General features: G+C 71.0%; 13 protein-coding genes and 1 pseudogene. 7 read left to right on the top strand and 7 right to left on the bottom strand.

From position 1 onward, the window contains the following. Nucleotides 1-166: 166 nt before the first annotated feature. The 3 genes from A6A25_RS39765 to A6A25_RS39755 all read right to left on the bottom strand — a co-directional run bounded on the left by A6A25_RS39765 (nt 167) and on the right by A6A25_RS39755 (nt 3,299). Complete coding sequence (locus tag A6A25_RS39765) at nt 167-1,804, bottom strand: PstS family phosphate ABC transporter substrate-binding protein (RefSeq protein ID WP_073899441.1); 1,638 nt, start codon at nt 1,802-1,804, stop codon at nt 167-169. Between the two features lie 110 nt (nt 1,805-1,914). Beyond that, entirely contained in the window at nt 1,915-2,400 is a 486-nt protein-coding gene (locus tag A6A25_RS39760; RefSeq protein WP_073899439.1) for an AMIN-like domain-containing (lipo)protein, read from the bottom strand. A gap of 68 nt (nt 2,401-2,468) precedes the next feature. Beyond that, a complete protein-coding gene (locus A6A25_RS39755) occupies nt 2,469-3,299 on the bottom strand; it encodes a polysaccharide deacetylase family protein (protein WP_073899438.1) in 831 nt (276 codons plus the stop codon). A gap of 181 nt (nt 3,300-3,480) precedes the next feature. Here A6A25_RS39755 and A6A25_RS39750 point away from each other — a divergent pair, with 181 nt between their 5' ends. Together A6A25_RS39750 and A6A25_RS39745 are read left to right on the top strand one after the other, a co-directional pair. Beyond that, nucleotides 3,481-4,008, top strand: coding sequence for a YbhB/YbcL family Raf kinase inhibitor-like protein (locus A6A25_RS39750; RefSeq protein ID WP_073899829.1), 528 nt, complete (start codon nt 3,481-3,483; stop codon nt 4,006-4,008). A 78-nt stretch (nt 4,009-4,086) separates the two neighbouring features. Continuing rightward, nucleotides 4,087-5,463, top strand: coding sequence for a mycothione reductase (locus A6A25_RS39745; RefSeq protein WP_073899827.1), 1,377 nt, complete (start codon nt 4,087-4,089; stop codon nt 5,461-5,463). A 115-nt stretch (nt 5,464-5,578) separates the two neighbouring features. Here the strand turns inward: A6A25_RS39745 and A6A25_RS39740 are convergent, their stop codons facing one another. Beyond that, nucleotides 5,579-6,766, bottom strand: coding sequence for an MFS transporter (locus tag A6A25_RS39740; RefSeq protein WP_380734796.1), 1,188 nt, complete (start codon nt 6,764-6,766; stop codon nt 5,579-5,581). A gap of 152 nt (nt 6,767-6,918) precedes the next feature. On the opposite strand from A6A25_RS39740, the gene A6A25_RS39735 reads away from it, so the two are divergent. Both A6A25_RS39735 and A6A25_RS39730 read left to right on the top strand, forming a co-directional pair. Beyond that, nucleotides 6,919-7,590, top strand: a complete 672-nt coding sequence (locus A6A25_RS39735; protein WP_073899436.1) for a FadR/GntR family transcriptional regulator — start codon at nt 6,919-6,921, stop codon at nt 7,588-7,590. A 57-nt stretch (nt 7,591-7,647) separates the two neighbouring features. Then, nucleotides 7,648-8,777, top strand: a pseudogene (locus A6A25_RS39730) (epoxide hydrolase family protein). 204 nt (nt 8,778-8,981) lie between these two features. On the opposite strand, the gene A6A25_RS39725 reads toward A6A25_RS39730, so the two are convergent. Next, on the bottom strand, nt 8,982-9,890 hold the full coding sequence (locus A6A25_RS39725) for a LysR family transcriptional regulator (protein ID WP_073899434.1): 909 nt from the start codon (nt 9,888-9,890) through the stop codon (nt 8,982-8,984). A 73-nt stretch (nt 9,891-9,963) separates the two neighbouring features. Here A6A25_RS39725 and A6A25_RS39720 point away from each other — a divergent pair, with 73 nt between their 5' ends. Next, on the top strand, nt 9,964-10,947 hold the full coding sequence (locus A6A25_RS39720) for an EamA family transporter (protein ID WP_073899432.1): 984 nt from the start codon (nt 9,964-9,966) through the stop codon (nt 10,945-10,947). A 44-nt stretch (nt 10,948-10,991) separates the two neighbouring features. Beyond that, a complete protein-coding gene (locus tag A6A25_RS39715; RefSeq protein WP_073899823.1) occupies nt 10,992-11,921 on the top strand; it encodes a pentapeptide repeat-containing protein in 930 nt (309 codons plus the stop codon). A 335-nt stretch (nt 11,922-12,256) separates the two neighbouring features. On the opposite strand, the gene A6A25_RS39710 is transcribed toward A6A25_RS39715, so the two are convergent. Continuing rightward, nucleotides 12,257-13,780 (bottom strand): cobyric acid synthase, encoded by a 1,524-nt coding sequence (locus A6A25_RS39710; protein WP_073899430.1) that lies wholly within the window; start codon nt 13,778-13,780, stop codon nt 12,257-12,259. 42 nt (nt 13,781-13,822) lie between these two features. Between A6A25_RS39710 and A6A25_RS39705 the strand changes: the two genes are divergently transcribed. Next, nucleotides 13,823-14,521, top strand: coding sequence for an alpha/beta fold hydrolase (locus A6A25_RS39705; RefSeq protein WP_073899428.1), 699 nt, complete (start codon nt 13,823-13,825; stop codon nt 14,519-14,521). Here the strand turns inward: A6A25_RS39705 and map are convergent. Further along, entirely contained in the window at nt 14,508-15,365 is an 858-nt protein-coding gene (gene map, locus A6A25_RS39700) for a type I methionyl aminopeptidase (RefSeq protein ID WP_073899426.1), read from the bottom strand. The genes A6A25_RS39705 and map overlap by 14 nt on opposite strands. Between the last annotated feature and the right edge of the window lie 164 nt (nt 15,366-15,529).

Below are 15,529 nucleotides of genomic sequence, written 5' to 3'. Positions count from 1 at the left end.
GGCGCTTTCTCCGCCAGGCCTGCCCGGCTTTGGCCTGCCTGGAGTACCCGTAAGGGGCCCCATGTCAAATCGAGCCGGACTTGACGTCTCACCGGACTTGACGTCTCACACCGATCCTGAGGCCTTGACCGTCGAGCCGAACCCAACCACTGCCCCCGCCCCACCTTCACCTCAGATTGCACAGATCCAACGGCACACCATTTGCCGTCACACACGGCAGATACCCGGCATCCTTCATCCGCACCCGAGCGTCATCGTGCTGCCGCACATACCCCACGAACCGCCCCATCAACGAATCAGCCGCCGGCTCCGACCGCGTGTACAGGTACTCCACCGTCCAGAACGGGTAACCCGCCTCCACCCCCGCCGCCGCGTCGAACACCTTCCCGTCCAACGACAGCGCGGTCAACGCGTTGGTCTTGCGCGCCTCCGCCACCGAAGGCGCGTCCGCGTACCCGATCGCACCCTCGACCGCGCCGATCTCCCGCACCACGTCGGCGTTCTCGTCCCGCTCACACCGGATCACCGGAGCCTCCGGCGCCCGGTCCTTCACCCGGCAGTCGTTGGACGACAAAGCACTCTCGCTCGTACCCAACACCCGCCGCTCGAACAACTCCCGCGTCCCCGACTCGCCACCACGCCCGACGATCCGGATCGGCAACGGCGCACCGCCACGCAACTGGCTCCAGTCCGTGTACTCACCCGCGTAGATCGCGCGCAACTGCGCCACCGAAATGGTGTCGAGGCCGACCGAGCTGTGCACCACCACGTGGTACACCACGATCGCCAGCTGCTGTGCGAACACGCCCTGCGTCTCCTGCTTGCCGTCCGACAGCGCCACCAGCCCCTCTTCACCCCCCGCCACGTCACGCACACCTTGAATGCTTCCCGTCGCGGACGTGGTGATCTCCGCTCCGGGGCACGCCCGCTCGTACTGGTCGGCGATGGTCGCCATGGTCGGCATGAAGACGCTCGACCCCTCCACCGCCAGCTTGCCGGTCGCGCACGCCACCGTCGCGTCGTTCGAACTCGGCGGCCACGCCAGCACCAGCACCAGCACCGCCGCCAACAACGCGGCCAGGCCACCGGTGAGCCTCGGCAGGGTGATCAGCCGTTCCGGGCGCTCGTCGTGCACGATCCCCGTGCCGCCGAGGTCGCCGACGACCTTCACGTCCTTGCCCAGCTCACCGTCCCGGTTGCTGTCCGGCTCGCGCAGCACCACCAGCAGCTTGAACTTCTGCTTGCGCCGCAACGTCAGCTTCTCCAGCCGCACGCCGTGCCACACCGGTTCGCCCGGCGGGTCCGCGGCCACCGCCAGCCCACCCCACCTGGCCACGCGCTGCGCCATCCGCTCCCGCACCGTCGGCAGCGTGGCCTTCACCGGGTTCGCCTCCGAGCCGAAGAACTGCAGGCTCCGCCGGATCTCGGCCTTCATCTCCTCCGAGCCCGCCTCGGACACCCGCGCGTTCCACACGACCCGGTCGCCGAAGGTGAACGTCAGCGGCTTGTCGAAGTCCTCGCCGTCGATGTCGTAGCTACCCGTGTTGCGGATCCGGATCACCACGATGCTCATCCGGTCCAGCACCCGCACCAACTCGCGCAGCTGCGGCGAGTTCGGGTCGGTGCCGTCGTGCAACTGCTCCGGACCGAGACCGATCTTGGAGTTGTAGAGCACCCGGAACCCGAGCCTCTTGCGGCGCACGAAGAGCCGGTCGATGACCGGTGTCGCGAACAGCAGCCCGATCGCGAGCAGCACCGGACCGGGACCACCGAGGAAGTCCAACGCGGACCGCAGTACCTGCACACCGAATTCTCGGTCGGCGGGCCGACCGAGAACCGGGTCACCACCGGGTGTTCACCGTGACTTCATCCGTGCGTCAGTGCCCGACTCCAGTGCCGACTCCAGTGCCAACGTCAGTGGCCGACGTCGATCACCACGCGGGTGGGCGAGCCGAGCAGGAACACGCGGTGCCACGAGTCGCGCCGCAGGCCCAGCCCGACGGTGAGGTTGGCCTCGAAGTCACCTGTGATCGCGACCGCCTGCACGTTGGTCAACGCGGGCGTCCCGAACTGCCGGGGACCGGTGTAGGTGGGGTTGCCGTTGTCGTCGTGCGCGGCGGCCGGCGCGAGCCGCACTTCCAGGAAGTACGTGCCCGGCAACGAGACCGGGTTGCCGGAACCGTCCTGGTAGAGCTGGTCGACGCACCGGATGAAGAACTCCGGCCGGTGGCCGTTCAGATCGAGCACGACGCGGTCGAAGCCGGCGTGCCTGCCGGTGCGGATGTCGGTCAGCACCGGGGTCTGCGTCATCGAGGACGCCGCCGACGCGGCCGGGATGGCGACCCCGACCGCGGCCAGCGTGAGGACGAGCAGTGCGAGTTTTCTGAGGCGTCTGTTCATGACGGCCCTCCATGGGCTCTCCCGGCTCACTTGGCCGAGCCGGTACACCCATAAAGACGTGTCGCACGTCACACGGTTGCTTTTGGCTCCGCCAGGAAGTCCTCCAGCACCACCGGCGTGAGGCCATCGGCCTTGCAGCGCTCGAGGAACGCCAGAAAGTCCTCCACGAACGTGTGCCGGAAGTGCATGAGCACGATGTCACCGGCGTTCAACCGGCCACCCGCCTGGAACTGCACCACCCCGTCGTTGACCGCCGCCGTCCACATCACCAACGCGGTGAACCCGCAGTCCGCCGCCGCCCGGCGCGTGGTGTGGTCGAAGTTGCCGAACGGCGGCCGGAACAGCTTCGGCTTCGCGCCGAGCTGCACGCGCAGCAGGTCGGCGTTGCCGCAGATCTCCTGGCGCTGGAACTCGTACGGCTTGCCCAGCAGGTCCGGGTGGGTCGAGGTGTGCGCGTGCACCGTCGCCACGCCCTCGAACTGCCTGAAGTACTCGGCGTGCCCGTCAACGTGCTTGGAGTTGAGGAACAGCGTCGGCTCGACCCCGCTCTTGCGCATCAGCTCGACCGCCGCCGGGTGGCGGACCGCCCCGTCGTCGATGGTGATGAACACGTACGGCCGGTCGGTCTCGATCCGACGGATCACCGGCACCAGGCCGTCCACGGTCGGCGGCACGTGCTGCTGGGGCGTTCCGTACGAGTACGCCGGCTGGAACACGGGAATGGTGGTCCCACCTGGGCCGGGCACGGCCGTCGGTGGTGTCGTGGTGGTGGTCGTCGTCGCGGTTGTGGTGGCCGTGGCCGCCACCTGCTCCTGCCGAGCTTCCGGCTCGGGCTGTGGCGAGCACGCGCTCGCCACCACGACGACGGCAGCCAGGACCGCCATTCCCCTGCGTCTCATCCGGGTTCCCCTCGAACGGGCGTCACCCACCTGGGTGACACTCACTCGATTGGGACGCCACGAGGACACCCAGGTTGCCCGCAGGTTGGTGAACACTCGAACACCACCGGCTCTGCGTCCCTCCCACCCCGGCGATAAGGTCGTGCGGGTCTGTCCCGCAAGATCACGTGTGGAGGACCTGATGAGCCTCGAACGCCCCGTCGCGCCCGACCCCTACTCCCTGCTGCCGCAGGTGGCGTCGTTCACCGTCAGCTCGACCGACGTCTCGGACGGCCAACCGCTGACGGAGGCGCACCTGTTCGAGGGCGGCAACACCTCGCCACAGCTGAGCTGGACCGGGTTCCCGGAGGGGACCAAGAGCTTCGTGGTGACCTGCTTCGACCCGGACGCGCCCACCCCCTCGGGCTTCTGGCACTGGGTCGCGGTGAACATCCCGGCGTCGGTCACCTCGCTGGACACCGGCGCGGGCGCCTCGGACGACGCGCTGCCCGCCGGCGCGTTCCACGTCCGCAGCGACTTCGGCACCCGCGCGTTCGGCGGCGCCGCCCCGCCGCCCGGCGACCAGGTGCACCGCTACTACTTCGTGGTGCACGCGGTGGACGTCGACAAGCTGGACGTCGACGGTGACGCGTCACCCGCCGTGGTCAGCTTCAACCTGGCGTTCCACACCCTGGCCCGCGCGATCCTGGTGCCGACCTACGCACACTGACCGACACCCGACCGGCGACCGCACCGCTACTCCACGTCACCGGGAACAAGTGCCTCACGTCGCGGGTTGCAGCACGACGTGAGGCACTTCGACCTGGTCATCATCGGTACCGGTTCCGGCAACTCCATCGCGGACGAGCGGTTCGCCGGCTGGAACATCGCGATCGTCGAGAAGGGCGTCTTCGGCGGCACGTGCCTGAACGTCGGGTGCATCCCCACGAAGATGTTCGTGCACACCGCCGACGTCGCCGCCGCACCCGCCTCGGGCGCGCGGCTGGGCGTGGACGCCCACCTGGACGGTGTGCGGTGGACCGACGTCCGCGACCGGATCTTCGGCCGCATCGACCCGATCTCCGAAGGTGGCCGCCACTGGCGGGCCGAGGAGAACGCCAACGTCACCGTCTACGAGGGCACGGCCCGGTTCACCGGTCCGAAGACCCTCGACACGGGCACCGGCGAGGTGATCACCGCCGACCGGTTCGTGCTGGCCGCGGGCAGTCGCCCGGTGGTCCCGGACGTCGCCGACCTCGACACCGCCGGCTACCACACCAGCGACACGATCATGCGGCTCGACGCCCTGCCCCGTCGCCTCACGATCCTGGGCAGCGGTTTCGTCGCGGCGGAGTTCGCGCACGTGTTCTCCTCCTTCGGCGTCGCGGTCACCCTGATCGCGCGGTCCGACCTGCTCCTGCGCCACGAGGACCGCGAGGTCGCCACCCGGTTCACCCAGGTCGCCGGCGAGAAGTGGGACGTGCGGCTCAAGCGCAAGGCCGTGCGGGCGGAGCGGGTCGACGGCGTGGTGCGGCTGCACCTGGAGGGCCCGGACGGCGCGGAGGTCGTGGAGTCCGAGGAGCTGCTGGTCGCGGTCGGCCGCACACCGAACTCGGACCTGCTCGACCTCGCCGCCACCGGTGTCGACGTGCACCCCGACGGACGCGTAGTCGTCGACGAACACCAGCGCACGTCCGTCGAGGGCATCTACGCGTTGGGTGACGTCAGCTCGGAGTACCAGCTCAAGCACGTCGCCAACCACGAGGCGCGGGTCGTGCAGCACAACCTGCTGCACCCGGACGAGCCGATCTCCTCCGACCACCGGTTCGTGCCCGCCGCCGTCTTCTCGTCGCCGCAGGTCGCGTCGGTCGGGTTGACCGAGGAGGAGGCCGTCGAGCGCGGTGTCCGGTACGTGGCCGCGTCGCAGGCGTACGCGTCGATCGCGTACGGCTGGGCGATGGAGGACGACACGGGGTTCGCGAAGGTCCTGGCGGACCCGGACACCGGCCTCATCCTGGGCGCGCACGTGATCGGGCCGCAGGCGTCGAGCGTGATCCAGCCGGTGATCCAGGCGATGAGCTTCGGCCTGGACGCCCGGACGATGGCCCGCGGCCAGTACTGGATCCACCCGGCGATGCCCGAGGTGATCGAGAACGCGCTGCTCAACCTGCCGCTGACGCACTAGAGCCGGGCGGAACGCGAAGTCAGCGGGGAGACCCGGTCGTACCCCTCGTGCGACCGGGTCTCCCCGTTCGTGTCCGTAACCGACACATCGCACGGCGAAGACGAGGCGTTATCAGTTACACGGTCCGCGGCCGACCCGCGACCCACCCCAACGCCGTCAGCACGACCAGCAGACCGACCAGGACCAGCATCGACAGCGTCCACGTCCCGGTCGCGCCGCGCAGCACGCCGAACGCGAACGGCCCGGCGGCCGAGATCAGGTACCCGATGCTCTGCGCCATCGCGGACAGCCGCGCGGTGTCCGCGCCGGACGACGTCCGCAGCGAGATCATCACCAGCGCGAGGGGGAACATGCCCATCCCCACGCCGATCAGCACGACCCACAACCCGGGCGCCGTCGCGGGCGCGAGGGCCAGGCCCAGCACACCCAGCACCGACAGCACGCCCAGCGCCAGCACCAGCCAGGACTGCCCGGCCCACCGCGCCGCCAGCGGCGGCACGATCAGGCTCACCGGCACGCCCAGCACCATCGTGATGGCCAGCAGGAGCCCGGCCGTCGTCCGGTCCACCCCGGAGTCGACCAGGATCTGCGGCAACCAGCCCATCACCGTGTAGGCCAACAGCGACTGCAGCCCGAAGAACACCGTGATCACCCACGCCAGCGGGCTGCGGATCAGCGACCGCCCCACCCGCGCCGTGCGCACGACCGGCCGCGCGGACCACCCGTGCCGCGCCCCGGAGATCCACACCACCAGCGCCGCCGCCGACAGGAACGCCCACGCGCCGACGGCCAGCCGCCACGACCCGAACACCGACTCCAGGCTCGGGGTGAAGGCCGCGCCCACCGCCGCCCCGGCCGCCAGCGCGGCCGTGTAGACGCCGGTCACGAGCCCCACGCGCCCCGGGAACGACTCCTTCACCACCACCGGGATCAGCACGTTGCACACCGCGATGCCCGCGCACGCGATGAACGTGCCGCCGAGCACCGCCGCCGGGCCGTCCACCACCCGCAGCACCAAGCCGACCGTCAGCACCAGCAGCGACAGCGCGACCGCCCGTGCCATGCCGAGTCGTCGGCCCAACCACGGCGCGAGGAACGCGGCGAACCCGAAGCACAGCGTCGGCACGGCGGTCAGCAGGCTCGTCCACGCGGTCGAGACGCCCAGCGACGTCCGCACGTCGCCCAGCACGGAGGCCAAGCTCGTGACGGCCGGACGGAGGTTCGCGGCGGCCAGCGCTACGCCGATCGCCAACAGGGTGCTGCCGACCAGGGCAACTTGGCGGTTCCCGCGCACCTGACCCACGGCAGTGCGGCGAGGATGGTCGGCGATCGTCGCATTGGCACCGCCATCGGTGGCAATGTGGGCAGTCGACGGTGACCAGTCTGGCCGGGTCTGCTGGATTGGCACGGAGCTACTATCGCAGACATGGGATGTTCGGATGAAAGGATGACGCTGTGCCGTTGGCCACTACTCGGCGGGCCGGGCTCGTCGACCAGGTGATCGACCAGATGCGGGGGGCGATCGCCGCCGGTGAATGGCCGGTCGGCCGCCGCATCCCACCGGAGCCGGAGCTGGTCACCGCCCTCGGCGTGGGTCGCAACACCGTGCGGGAGGCAGTGCGCGCGTTGTCCCACGCCGGGCTGCTGGAGGTGCGCCAGGGCGACGGCACGTTCGTCCGCGCGACCAGCGAGCTGTCCGGCGCGGTCCGCCGGATGTGCGGCACCGAGCTGCGCGAGGTCCTGCAGGTGCGCCGGACGCTGGAGGTGGAGGGCGCCCGCCTGGCCGCGACCAACCGCACCGACGAGGAGGTCCGCAAGCTCGAAGGGCTGCTGGCCGAGCGGGACGAGGCGCTGGCCGCGAAGGACTGGGCCCGGCTGGTGGAGCGGGACACCGCGTTCCACGTGCTGCTCGTCCAGTGCTCGCACAACACGCTGCTGGCCGAGCTGTACCAGGGCCTGACCGAGGCGGTCCGGGCCAGCATCACGGCGACCGTGGAGACCGATCACGAGGACGACCACGTCTCGCACACCGGCCTGCTCGACGCCGTGCGCGACCGTGACGCGACTCGGGCCGCGGCGGAAGCGGGCGGCTTCCTGGAGGAGTTGCTGGAGCGGCACAAGGACTGACGACGCGATCCGGATCGCGGGCGGAGCACGTCCGCGATCATGCCTACAGTCGTGGTCATGAGCGCATCGACGTCCAGCACCGACGCCATCACGCCGTTCCGGGTCGAGATCCCGCAGGCCGACGTCGACGACCTGCGGGCCCGCCTCGCCGCCGCGCGCTGGCCGACCGACCTACCGGGCGCGGGCTGGGACTACGGCGTGCCGGTGGCGTACCTGCGCGAGCTGGCCGACCACTGGCAGCACCGCTACGACTGGCGCGCCTGGGAGGCGAAGCTCAACGCCCACCCGCAGTTCACCACGACGATCGACGGCCAGACCGTGCACTTCCTGCACGTGCGCTCGGCGGACGCGGACGCGCTGCCGATCGTGCTGACCCACGGCTGGCCCGGCTCGGTGGTGGAGTTCCTCGACGTCATCGAGCCGCTGTCGCGGGACTTCCACCTCGTCATCCCGTCCATCCCCGGTTACGGCTTCTCCGGACCGACCCACGAGAAGGGCTGGGACGTACCGCGCATCGCCCGGACGTGGGCGGAGCTGATGCGCCGGCTAGGTACGACCGCTACGGCGCGCAGGGCGGCGACTGGGGTTCGGCCATCTCCCGCGAACTCGGCATCGTGGACGCCGAGCACGTCGTCGGCGTGCACCTCAACATGCTGATCACCCGCCCCGGCGGTGATCCGTCCGGGCTCACCGAGGCCGACTTCGAGCGGCTGGCCGGGCACGACGCGTTCCGGGAGAAGTCGGGTTACGCGCAGATCCAGGGCACCCGGCCGCACACGCCGGCGTACGGGCTGCACGACTCGCCGGTCGGCCAGCTCGCGTGGATCGCGGAGAAGTTCAAGGAGTGGACCGATTCCACCGACCGGCCCGAGGACGCGGTGGACCGCGACCTGCTGCTGACCAACGTGTCGGTCTACTGGTTCACCGGCACCGCCGGGTCGTCCGCCCGGCTGTACAAGGAATCCGCGGCCACCTGGGGCAGCCGGGTGACGCCGTCGACCACACCCACCGGCGTGGCCGTGTTCCCGCGGGAGATCACGCTGCCCGTGCGCCGGATCGCCGAGCGCACCGACAACATCACGCGGTGGACCGAGTTCGACCGGGGTGGGCACTTCGCGGCGATGGAGCAGCCGGCGTTGCTCGCCGAGGACGTCCGCGCGTTCTTCCTCGGTGTCCAAGGCCGGTAGGGGCAGAGCCGGTAAGGGCTTTCACGTCGGGGGCGGAGGCCTCCCACGGCGGCGGATTTCCGCAGGAGGCCCCCTGGTGAGTGGCTTGGAACGGGCCCGTGACCTCGGTCACCCCCGACGGCCCACTCCGATACTCGTCGCAAACCGACGCATCGCAACAGTGGTTTGCCCGATCGTTACCTCAGACGTTGCTTCAGGGTCGGTTCAGGCCGTCTCGCGCTGCTCCCAACAGTCGCGCAACGCCGCCAAAGTGGCGGTCACGGCGGGACGACGACCGGCCTGCGTCCGCCACACCGCGAACACCCGCCGGGTCGGCGTCGGCCGGAACGGCACCGCGCGCACCGAGTCCGGCAACCCGCCGCGGCCGAGCCGGGGCAGCAGTGCCACGCCGATCCCCTTGGCCAGCAACGCCAACTGCGTCTCGTACTCGGCGATCCGGTAGGCCAGGTCGGGCTCCAGGTCGGCACCGCGGAAGGTGTTCACCAGCCAGTCGTGGCAGATCGTGCCCTCCGGCTGGCAGATCCACCGTTCACCGGCCAAGTCCTCCGGCGCCACGGATTCCCTGTCCGCCAACGGGTGTCCGACGGGCAGCAGCACGTCCGCGACGTCCTCGCCGAGCCGCACCCGCGACACCGGCTCGGGCACGGCCAGCGGTGCGTTGACCCAGTCGTGCGTGACCGCCAGGTCCAGCTCGCCGCGTGCCACCGCCTCCAGGCAGTCGGGCGGGTCGAGCTCGACCAACCGCACGTCCAGCTGCGGGTGCCGCTCGGCCAGCCGCACCACCGTCGCGGGCAGCAGGCCGCGCGCGGCGGTGGCGAACGCGCCGACCCGCAGCTCGCCGACGGCCGCGCCGCGCTGCTCCTCCAACGCCACCTCGGCGTGCTCGACCAGCGCGAGCACCTGGCCCGCCGTGGCCGACAGCAGGTGGGCCGCGTCGGTCAGCGCGACGCCACGGCCCCGGCGTTCCAGGAGGGTCGTCCGGGTCTCCCGTTCCAGCTTGGCGATCTGCTGCGACACGGCCGAAGGCGTGTAGCCCAGGGCCGTGGCCGCCGCGCCGACCGAGCCGTGCTGGGCGACGGCGTGCAGCGCGCGGAGGCGTCCGAGATCCAACATGTAGCGATCCTAAACTGAAAACCTTAGAAGTCGTCGCTGGTGCTACATGGTCCGAGCGCTGAGACTCGGGGACGTGAAACCACGCCACGTCGCGATCGCCGTGCTCGTCGCCACCATCTGGGGTGCCAACTTCGTCGTCATCAAGGTCGGCCTGCGCGACTTCCCGCCGCTGTTCTTCTCCGCGCTGCGGTTCCTGGCCGCCGCGGTGCCCGCGCTGTGGTTCGTCGGCAGGCCGAAGGTGGCGTGGAAGTGGGTCGTCGCGGTGGCGTTGGCGTTGGGGGTGGCCAAGTTCGGGTTGCTGTTCGTCGGGATGGCGGCCGGGATGCCCGCCGGGTTGTCGTCATTGGTGTTGCAGAGCCAGGTGTTCTTCACCGTGCTGTTCGCGGCCGTGCTGCTGCGCGAACGGCCGCGGGCGGTGCAGCTCGCGGGGATGGGCGTGGCGGCGGCGGGGATCGTGGTGATCGGGTTCGACTACGGGGTCGGCAGCCCGATCTCGGCGTTCCTGCTGGTGGTGCTCGGCGCGGTGGCGTGGGGACTGGCCAACGTCGCCACCCGGTACGCCCGGCCGCCGGACCCGATCAACTTCATCGTGTGGGTGAGCGCGGTGGCGGTGCTGCCGTTGTTGGGGCTGTCGCTGGTGTTCGAGGGCGCTGCTGCGGACTTGGCGGCGTTGCGCGGGCTGAGCTGGACGGGGGTGGGCGCGATCCTGTTCATCGCGTGGGTGTCGACGTTGCTCGGCTTCGGGTTGTGGAACTTGCTGCTGCGCAGTTATGAGGCGAGCGCGGTGGTGCCGTTCGCGTTGTTGGTGCCGGTGGCGGGGATGTTGTCCGGGTGGTTGCTGTTGGGCGAGACGGTCACGGCGGTGCGGTTGGGGGCGGGGGTGTTGGTGGTGATCGGGATGGCGGCGACGACGGTGAAGGGTCGGTCGGATGCGCCGGGTCGGTCGGGTCGGTCGGGGGAACCGGAGCTCGTCGAGTCGGCGGCGGCGGGTGGCGGCGGCTCTGCGATCGGGGTTCGGGTCCGTGGTGGGAATGGTGGTACCCGCATCGGTGATTGACGGGGTGTCGGGGTTCCGATGGGCTGGAGGTCGTGGAGCACCGCGTGCTTTCAGCCAGGACGATCGTGCTCTGGGCGGTCGGGTTGGGGTTGGTGGCGGTGGGGGCCGTGGTGGTTCTCCTGGTCACGCTCGGGTCGGGGGAGCCGCGGGATGGGGTTCGGTTGGACGTGGTTCGTACCGCGGCCAGCATCGTGCTCGGGACGGGCGGGGCGGCGGCGTTGTTGCTCACGGCTCGCCGGCAGCGGTATGCCGAGTTGGATCTGGTGCAGAAGGACCACGATGCGACCGAGCGCCGGGTCACCGAGTTGTACGGCAAGGCGGCCGACCAGTTGGGCAGTGACAAGGCGCCGGTGCGGTTGGCCGGGTTGTACGCGCTGGAGCGGTTGGCGCAGGGCAATCCCGCGCATCGGCAGACGATCGTGAACCTGGTCTGCGCCTACTTGCGGATGCCGTTCACGCCGCCGCCGGAGGCGCGGGTCAGGGGGCGGATCGGGCCGCGGGACGCGCATCGGTTCCAGGAACTGGAAGTGCGGCAGACGGCCACCGCGCTGTTGGCCGCGCACCTGCGACCGGATCGGCCTGAGGCGTTCTGGGCCGACATCACGCTCGACCTGTCCAACGCCACGCTGGTCAAGTTGACCCTGACGCACGCGCGGGTCGTGGCGGCGTCGTTCGCGGGGACCACGTTCGTCGGTCCGGCGACGTTTCGCGGCACCACGTTCAGCGGGACGGCGGACTTCCGCGACACCTCGTTCCGCGACCTGGCCGACTTCCGGCGGGTGGAGTTCCGCGACTCGGTGTTCCGGGGCGCGGTGTTCGAGGGCGGCACGGACTTCGGCGTGCACACCGCGGCCAAGTTGGCCGGCGCCCGGACGCGGACCCGCGACGTGCGGCGGAAGTGGCCGGACGGGTGGGTGGAGCAGGCCGTTGACGCCGATTGGGCAGTGCTCGTCGCCTCACGTGACCGGCGTTGACCCGAACGGGCGACGTATCCCGGGGTCGGTGACCGGTACCTTCACAGTGTGACTACCCGTGAGCGGAGGTGTGACGTGTGTGCCAACCTCCGCATGTCCCTCCGCGCTCTGGCGGACATCTAAGTCAGCGTCGTCCAGTCCGGACCGCACAGATTCCCTCACGCACGGATGCGACCGCACGGTCCTCGACGGGCCGACGCGGGTAGGTCCGCCCGGCTTGCCGGTCGAGCAACCTCCCGCGCGCCGTCGTCACGCCCGGTCGTCTGCACGGCTCCCCGCCCACCGGTGGTACTACCGCGCGACTTGTCGGTCGCGTGCACCGAGGTCGGAGGCCGTCACGCGACAGGTGGCGCACCGGCGGGAGGGATGACCGGCAGTCCGGGTGGCGCGCCCTTCTCCAGCAACGCCCACACCGCGTCGGTGTCGAGGTGGTCGGCGACCAGGTCGCCGAGCAGGTCGAGCTGAGCGGCTCGCCGCCCGGCGAAGTCCACGTCCGGGGCGGGGGTGAATCCTTGCCGGTCCGCGTGACCGGCGGCCCAGCGCAGCAGGGCGCGGCGGAAGGCGTCGTTCTCCAGCAGGCCGTGCCAGTGGGTGCCGGCGACCCGGCCGCGCAGCGCGCCCTCCGGCGTGCCGTCGGGCAGGGTGACCAGGCCCGCTTCGGCGTTGCGGGTGACCACGCCGTGGTGGATCTCGTAGCCGGTGACGGGTTCGCCGAACGCGTCGCCGTGCGGCCTGCTCAGCGTCTTGTCCGGTGCGAACCGCACGTCCACGTCGAGCAGGCCGAGGCCCGCGACCGTGCCCGCGCGCGATTCCACCGCGTCCTCGATCGTCCGGCCGAGCATCTGGAACCCGCCGCAGATGCCGAGCACCGGGCCGTCGTGCGCGGCGATCGCGTCGGCCAGGCCCGTGGCGCGCAGCCAGCGCAGGTCGTCCACCGTCGCCTTCGAACCGGGCACGACCACGAGGTCCGCGTCGGCCAGCCGGGACGGCTCGGTGACGAACCGCACCGACACGCCCGGCTCGCACGCCAGCGCCTCCACGTCGGTGGCGTTGGAGATGCGCGGCAACCGCACCACGGCCACCCGCAGCCACTGGTCGCCGTGCGGCGGTGCCGGCCGCCCGATCACGCCGTCCGCCGCGTAGGACAGGGAGTCCTCGGCGTCCAGCCACAGCTCCTCCCGCCACGGCAGCACGCCCAGCACCGGACGCCCGGTGAGCGCGTCCAGCTGCCGCAGGCCCGGTTCGAGCAACGCCGGGTCGCCCCGGAACTTGTTCACCACGAACCCGCCGACCAGCGCCTGGTCGGCCGGGTCGAGCAGGGCCAGCGTGCCGAACAGGTGCGCGAACACCCCGCCCCGGTCGATGTCGCCGACGACGAGCACCGGCAGGTCCGCCGCCCTCGCCAGGCCCATGTTCGCGATGTCGTTCGCCCGCAGGTTGATCTCGGCGGGCGAGCCCGCGCCCTCGCAGACCACCACGTCGAACTCGTCCCGCAGGCCGTCGAGGGTGGTCAGGACGGTGGCGAACAGCTCGGCCTTGCGCTCGCGGTAGGACAACGCGGACACCTCGCCCACGGCCCGTCCCAGCACGACCACCTGGGAACTGCGGTCGCCGCCCGGCTTGAGCAGCACGGGGTTGAACCGCACGCTCGGCTCCAACCCGCACGCGGCGGCCTGCACCGCCTGCGCCCGGCCGATCTCGCCGCCGTCGGCCGTCACGACCGAGTTGTTGGACATGTTCTGCGCCTTGAACGGCGCCGTCCGCACCCCGCGCCGGGTGAGCCACCTGCACAGACCGGCCGCCAGCACGCTCTTCCCCGCGTCCGACGTCGTGCCGGCCACCAGCAACGCACTGCGCACAATGTCCCCTAGCTGTCGGTCCCGGCTGACATCATCCACGGCATGGCCGACGTCCCCGCCACCACAGTCCTGGTGCACAGCCCCTACCTCGGGCCCGCGAGCCTGCGCCCGCTCGCCGGGGCGCTGGCCGAACTCGGTCACCCCGTGGTGCTGCTCGACCTCCGCGTCACGGTCAACGCCGCGCCCGTCCACCAGCGGCTGCTCGGGGTGTTCGCCGACGCCGTGGAGGACTCCCTGGTGGAGGGCGACCTGGTGCTGGTCGGGCACAGCGGCGCCGGTCCGCTGCTGCCCGCGTTCGCCGACGCCTTGGAGACGCCCGTGCGCGGGCTGGTGTTCCTCGACGCGGACCTGCCCACGCCGGGGCGGAGCTGGCGGGACGACGCGCCCGCCGAGCGGATGGCCCACCTCAAGGCCATCTCGCGGGACGGGCTGATGCCGCGCTGGGACCTGTGGTTCGCGCCCGAGGCGCTGTCGGCGATGGTGCCGGACGTGCGGCTGCTGGAGGAGATCGTGGCCGAGGCGCCCGAGGTGCCGCTGGCGTTCCTGAAGGAGCCCCGGCCCACCGTGGCGTGGACCGGGCCGTGCTCGTACGTGCGGCTCAGCCCCGCCTACGACTCCGCCGCGGCGGCCGCGCGCGAGCTGGGCTGGCCGGTGGTGGAGGTCGACAGCCACCACCTGGGCGCCGTGACGTCGCCCGAGGTGGTGGCGGAGGCGTTGGTGCCGCTGCTCAGCAGACGGTGAGGATCTCGGCGCCGTCGGCGGTGACCACGATCGTGTGCTCGAACTGGGCGGTCCAGCTCTTGTCGCGGGTGGTGACCGTCCAGCCGTCGTCCCACAGGTCGTGCTCGATGCCACCGAGGGTGATCATCGGCTCGATGGTGAACGTCATGCCCTCTTCGATGATGGTCGGCACGTGCGGCGCGTCGTAGTGCAGCACCATCAGGCCGCTGTGGAAGGTGCGGCCGATGCCGTGACCGGTGAAGTCGCGCACCACGCCGTAGCCGAAGCGGTTGGCGTAGGACTCGATGACCCGGCCGACCACGTTGAGCTGCCGACCCGGCTTCACGGCCTTGATGGCGCGCATGGTGGCCTCGTGCGTGCGTTCGACCAGGAGGCGGGCCTCCTCGCTCACGTCGCCCGCGAGGAAGGTGGCGTTCGTGTCGCCGTGCACGCCGCCGATGTAGGCGGTGACGTCGACGTTGACGATGTCACCGTCCTCGACCACGGTCGAGTCGGGGATGCCGTGGCAGATGACCTCGTTCAGCGAGGTGCAGCAGGACTTGGGGAAACCGCGGTAGCCGAGCGTGGACGGGTACGCGCCGTTGTCGCACAGGAACTCGTGGGCGACCGCGTCGATCTCGTCGGTGGTCACGCCGGGCACGATCACCTTGCCCGCCTCCTGCAACGCCTGCGCGGCCAGTCTGCCCGCGACGCGCATCGCCTGGATCACCTCGGGCGGCTGCACCCACGGGTCGGTGTTGCGCTTGGGTTCAGGCCGGTCGACGTACTCGGGCCGCTCGATCTCGGCGGGCACCGGACGGCGCGGGGACAGCACACCTGGCTGGAGGACGGCACGCACGGACATGCCCCCAGATTACGGCTCTGCGTGATGAGGCATGCGCCACGTGTCCCCTAGGCGGCGCGCTCCGGGTCACCAACGTTCCGCCGCGCGCCCTCCGGAGCACCACCTCGGAGGGTCCGGTCCGGCTCGATTTGACATGGGGCCCCTTACCTTGATCTTTAACCTGT

Origin of the sequence: Saccharothrix sp. CB00851 (genome assembly GCF_001905065.1) — a bacterium.
Classification (GTDB): Bacteria; Actinomycetota; Actinomycetes; order Mycobacteriales; family Pseudonocardiaceae; genus Actinosynnema.
Note: the sequence above shows the minus strand (reverse complement) of the source record. Positions and strands in the feature narration are given on the sequence as shown.

Coding starts and splice junctions, on each gene's coding strand:
- A6A25_RS39760 (WP_073899439.1), bottom strand. CDS start 2,400: ATGAACAGACGCCTCAGAAAACTCGCACTGCTCGTCCTCACGCTGGCC.
- A6A25_RS39755 (WP_073899438.1), bottom strand. CDS start 3,299: ATGAGACGCAGGGGAATGGCGGTCCTGGCTGCCGTCGTCGTGGTGGCG.
- A6A25_RS39750 (WP_073899829.1), top strand. CDS start 3,481: ATGAGCCTCGAACGCCCCGTCGCGCCCGACCCCTACTCCCTGCTGCCG.
- A6A25_RS39725 (WP_073899434.1), bottom strand. CDS start 9,890: ATGTTGGATCTCGGACGCCTCCGCGCGCTGCACGCCGTCGCCCAGCAC.
- A6A25_RS39705 (WP_073899428.1), top strand. CDS start 13,823: ATGGCCGACGTCCCCGCCACCACAGTCCTGGTGCACAGCCCCTACCTC.
- map (WP_073899426.1), bottom strand. CDS start 15,365: ATGTCCGTGCGTGCCGTCCTCCAGCCAGGTGTGCTGTCCCCGCGCCGT.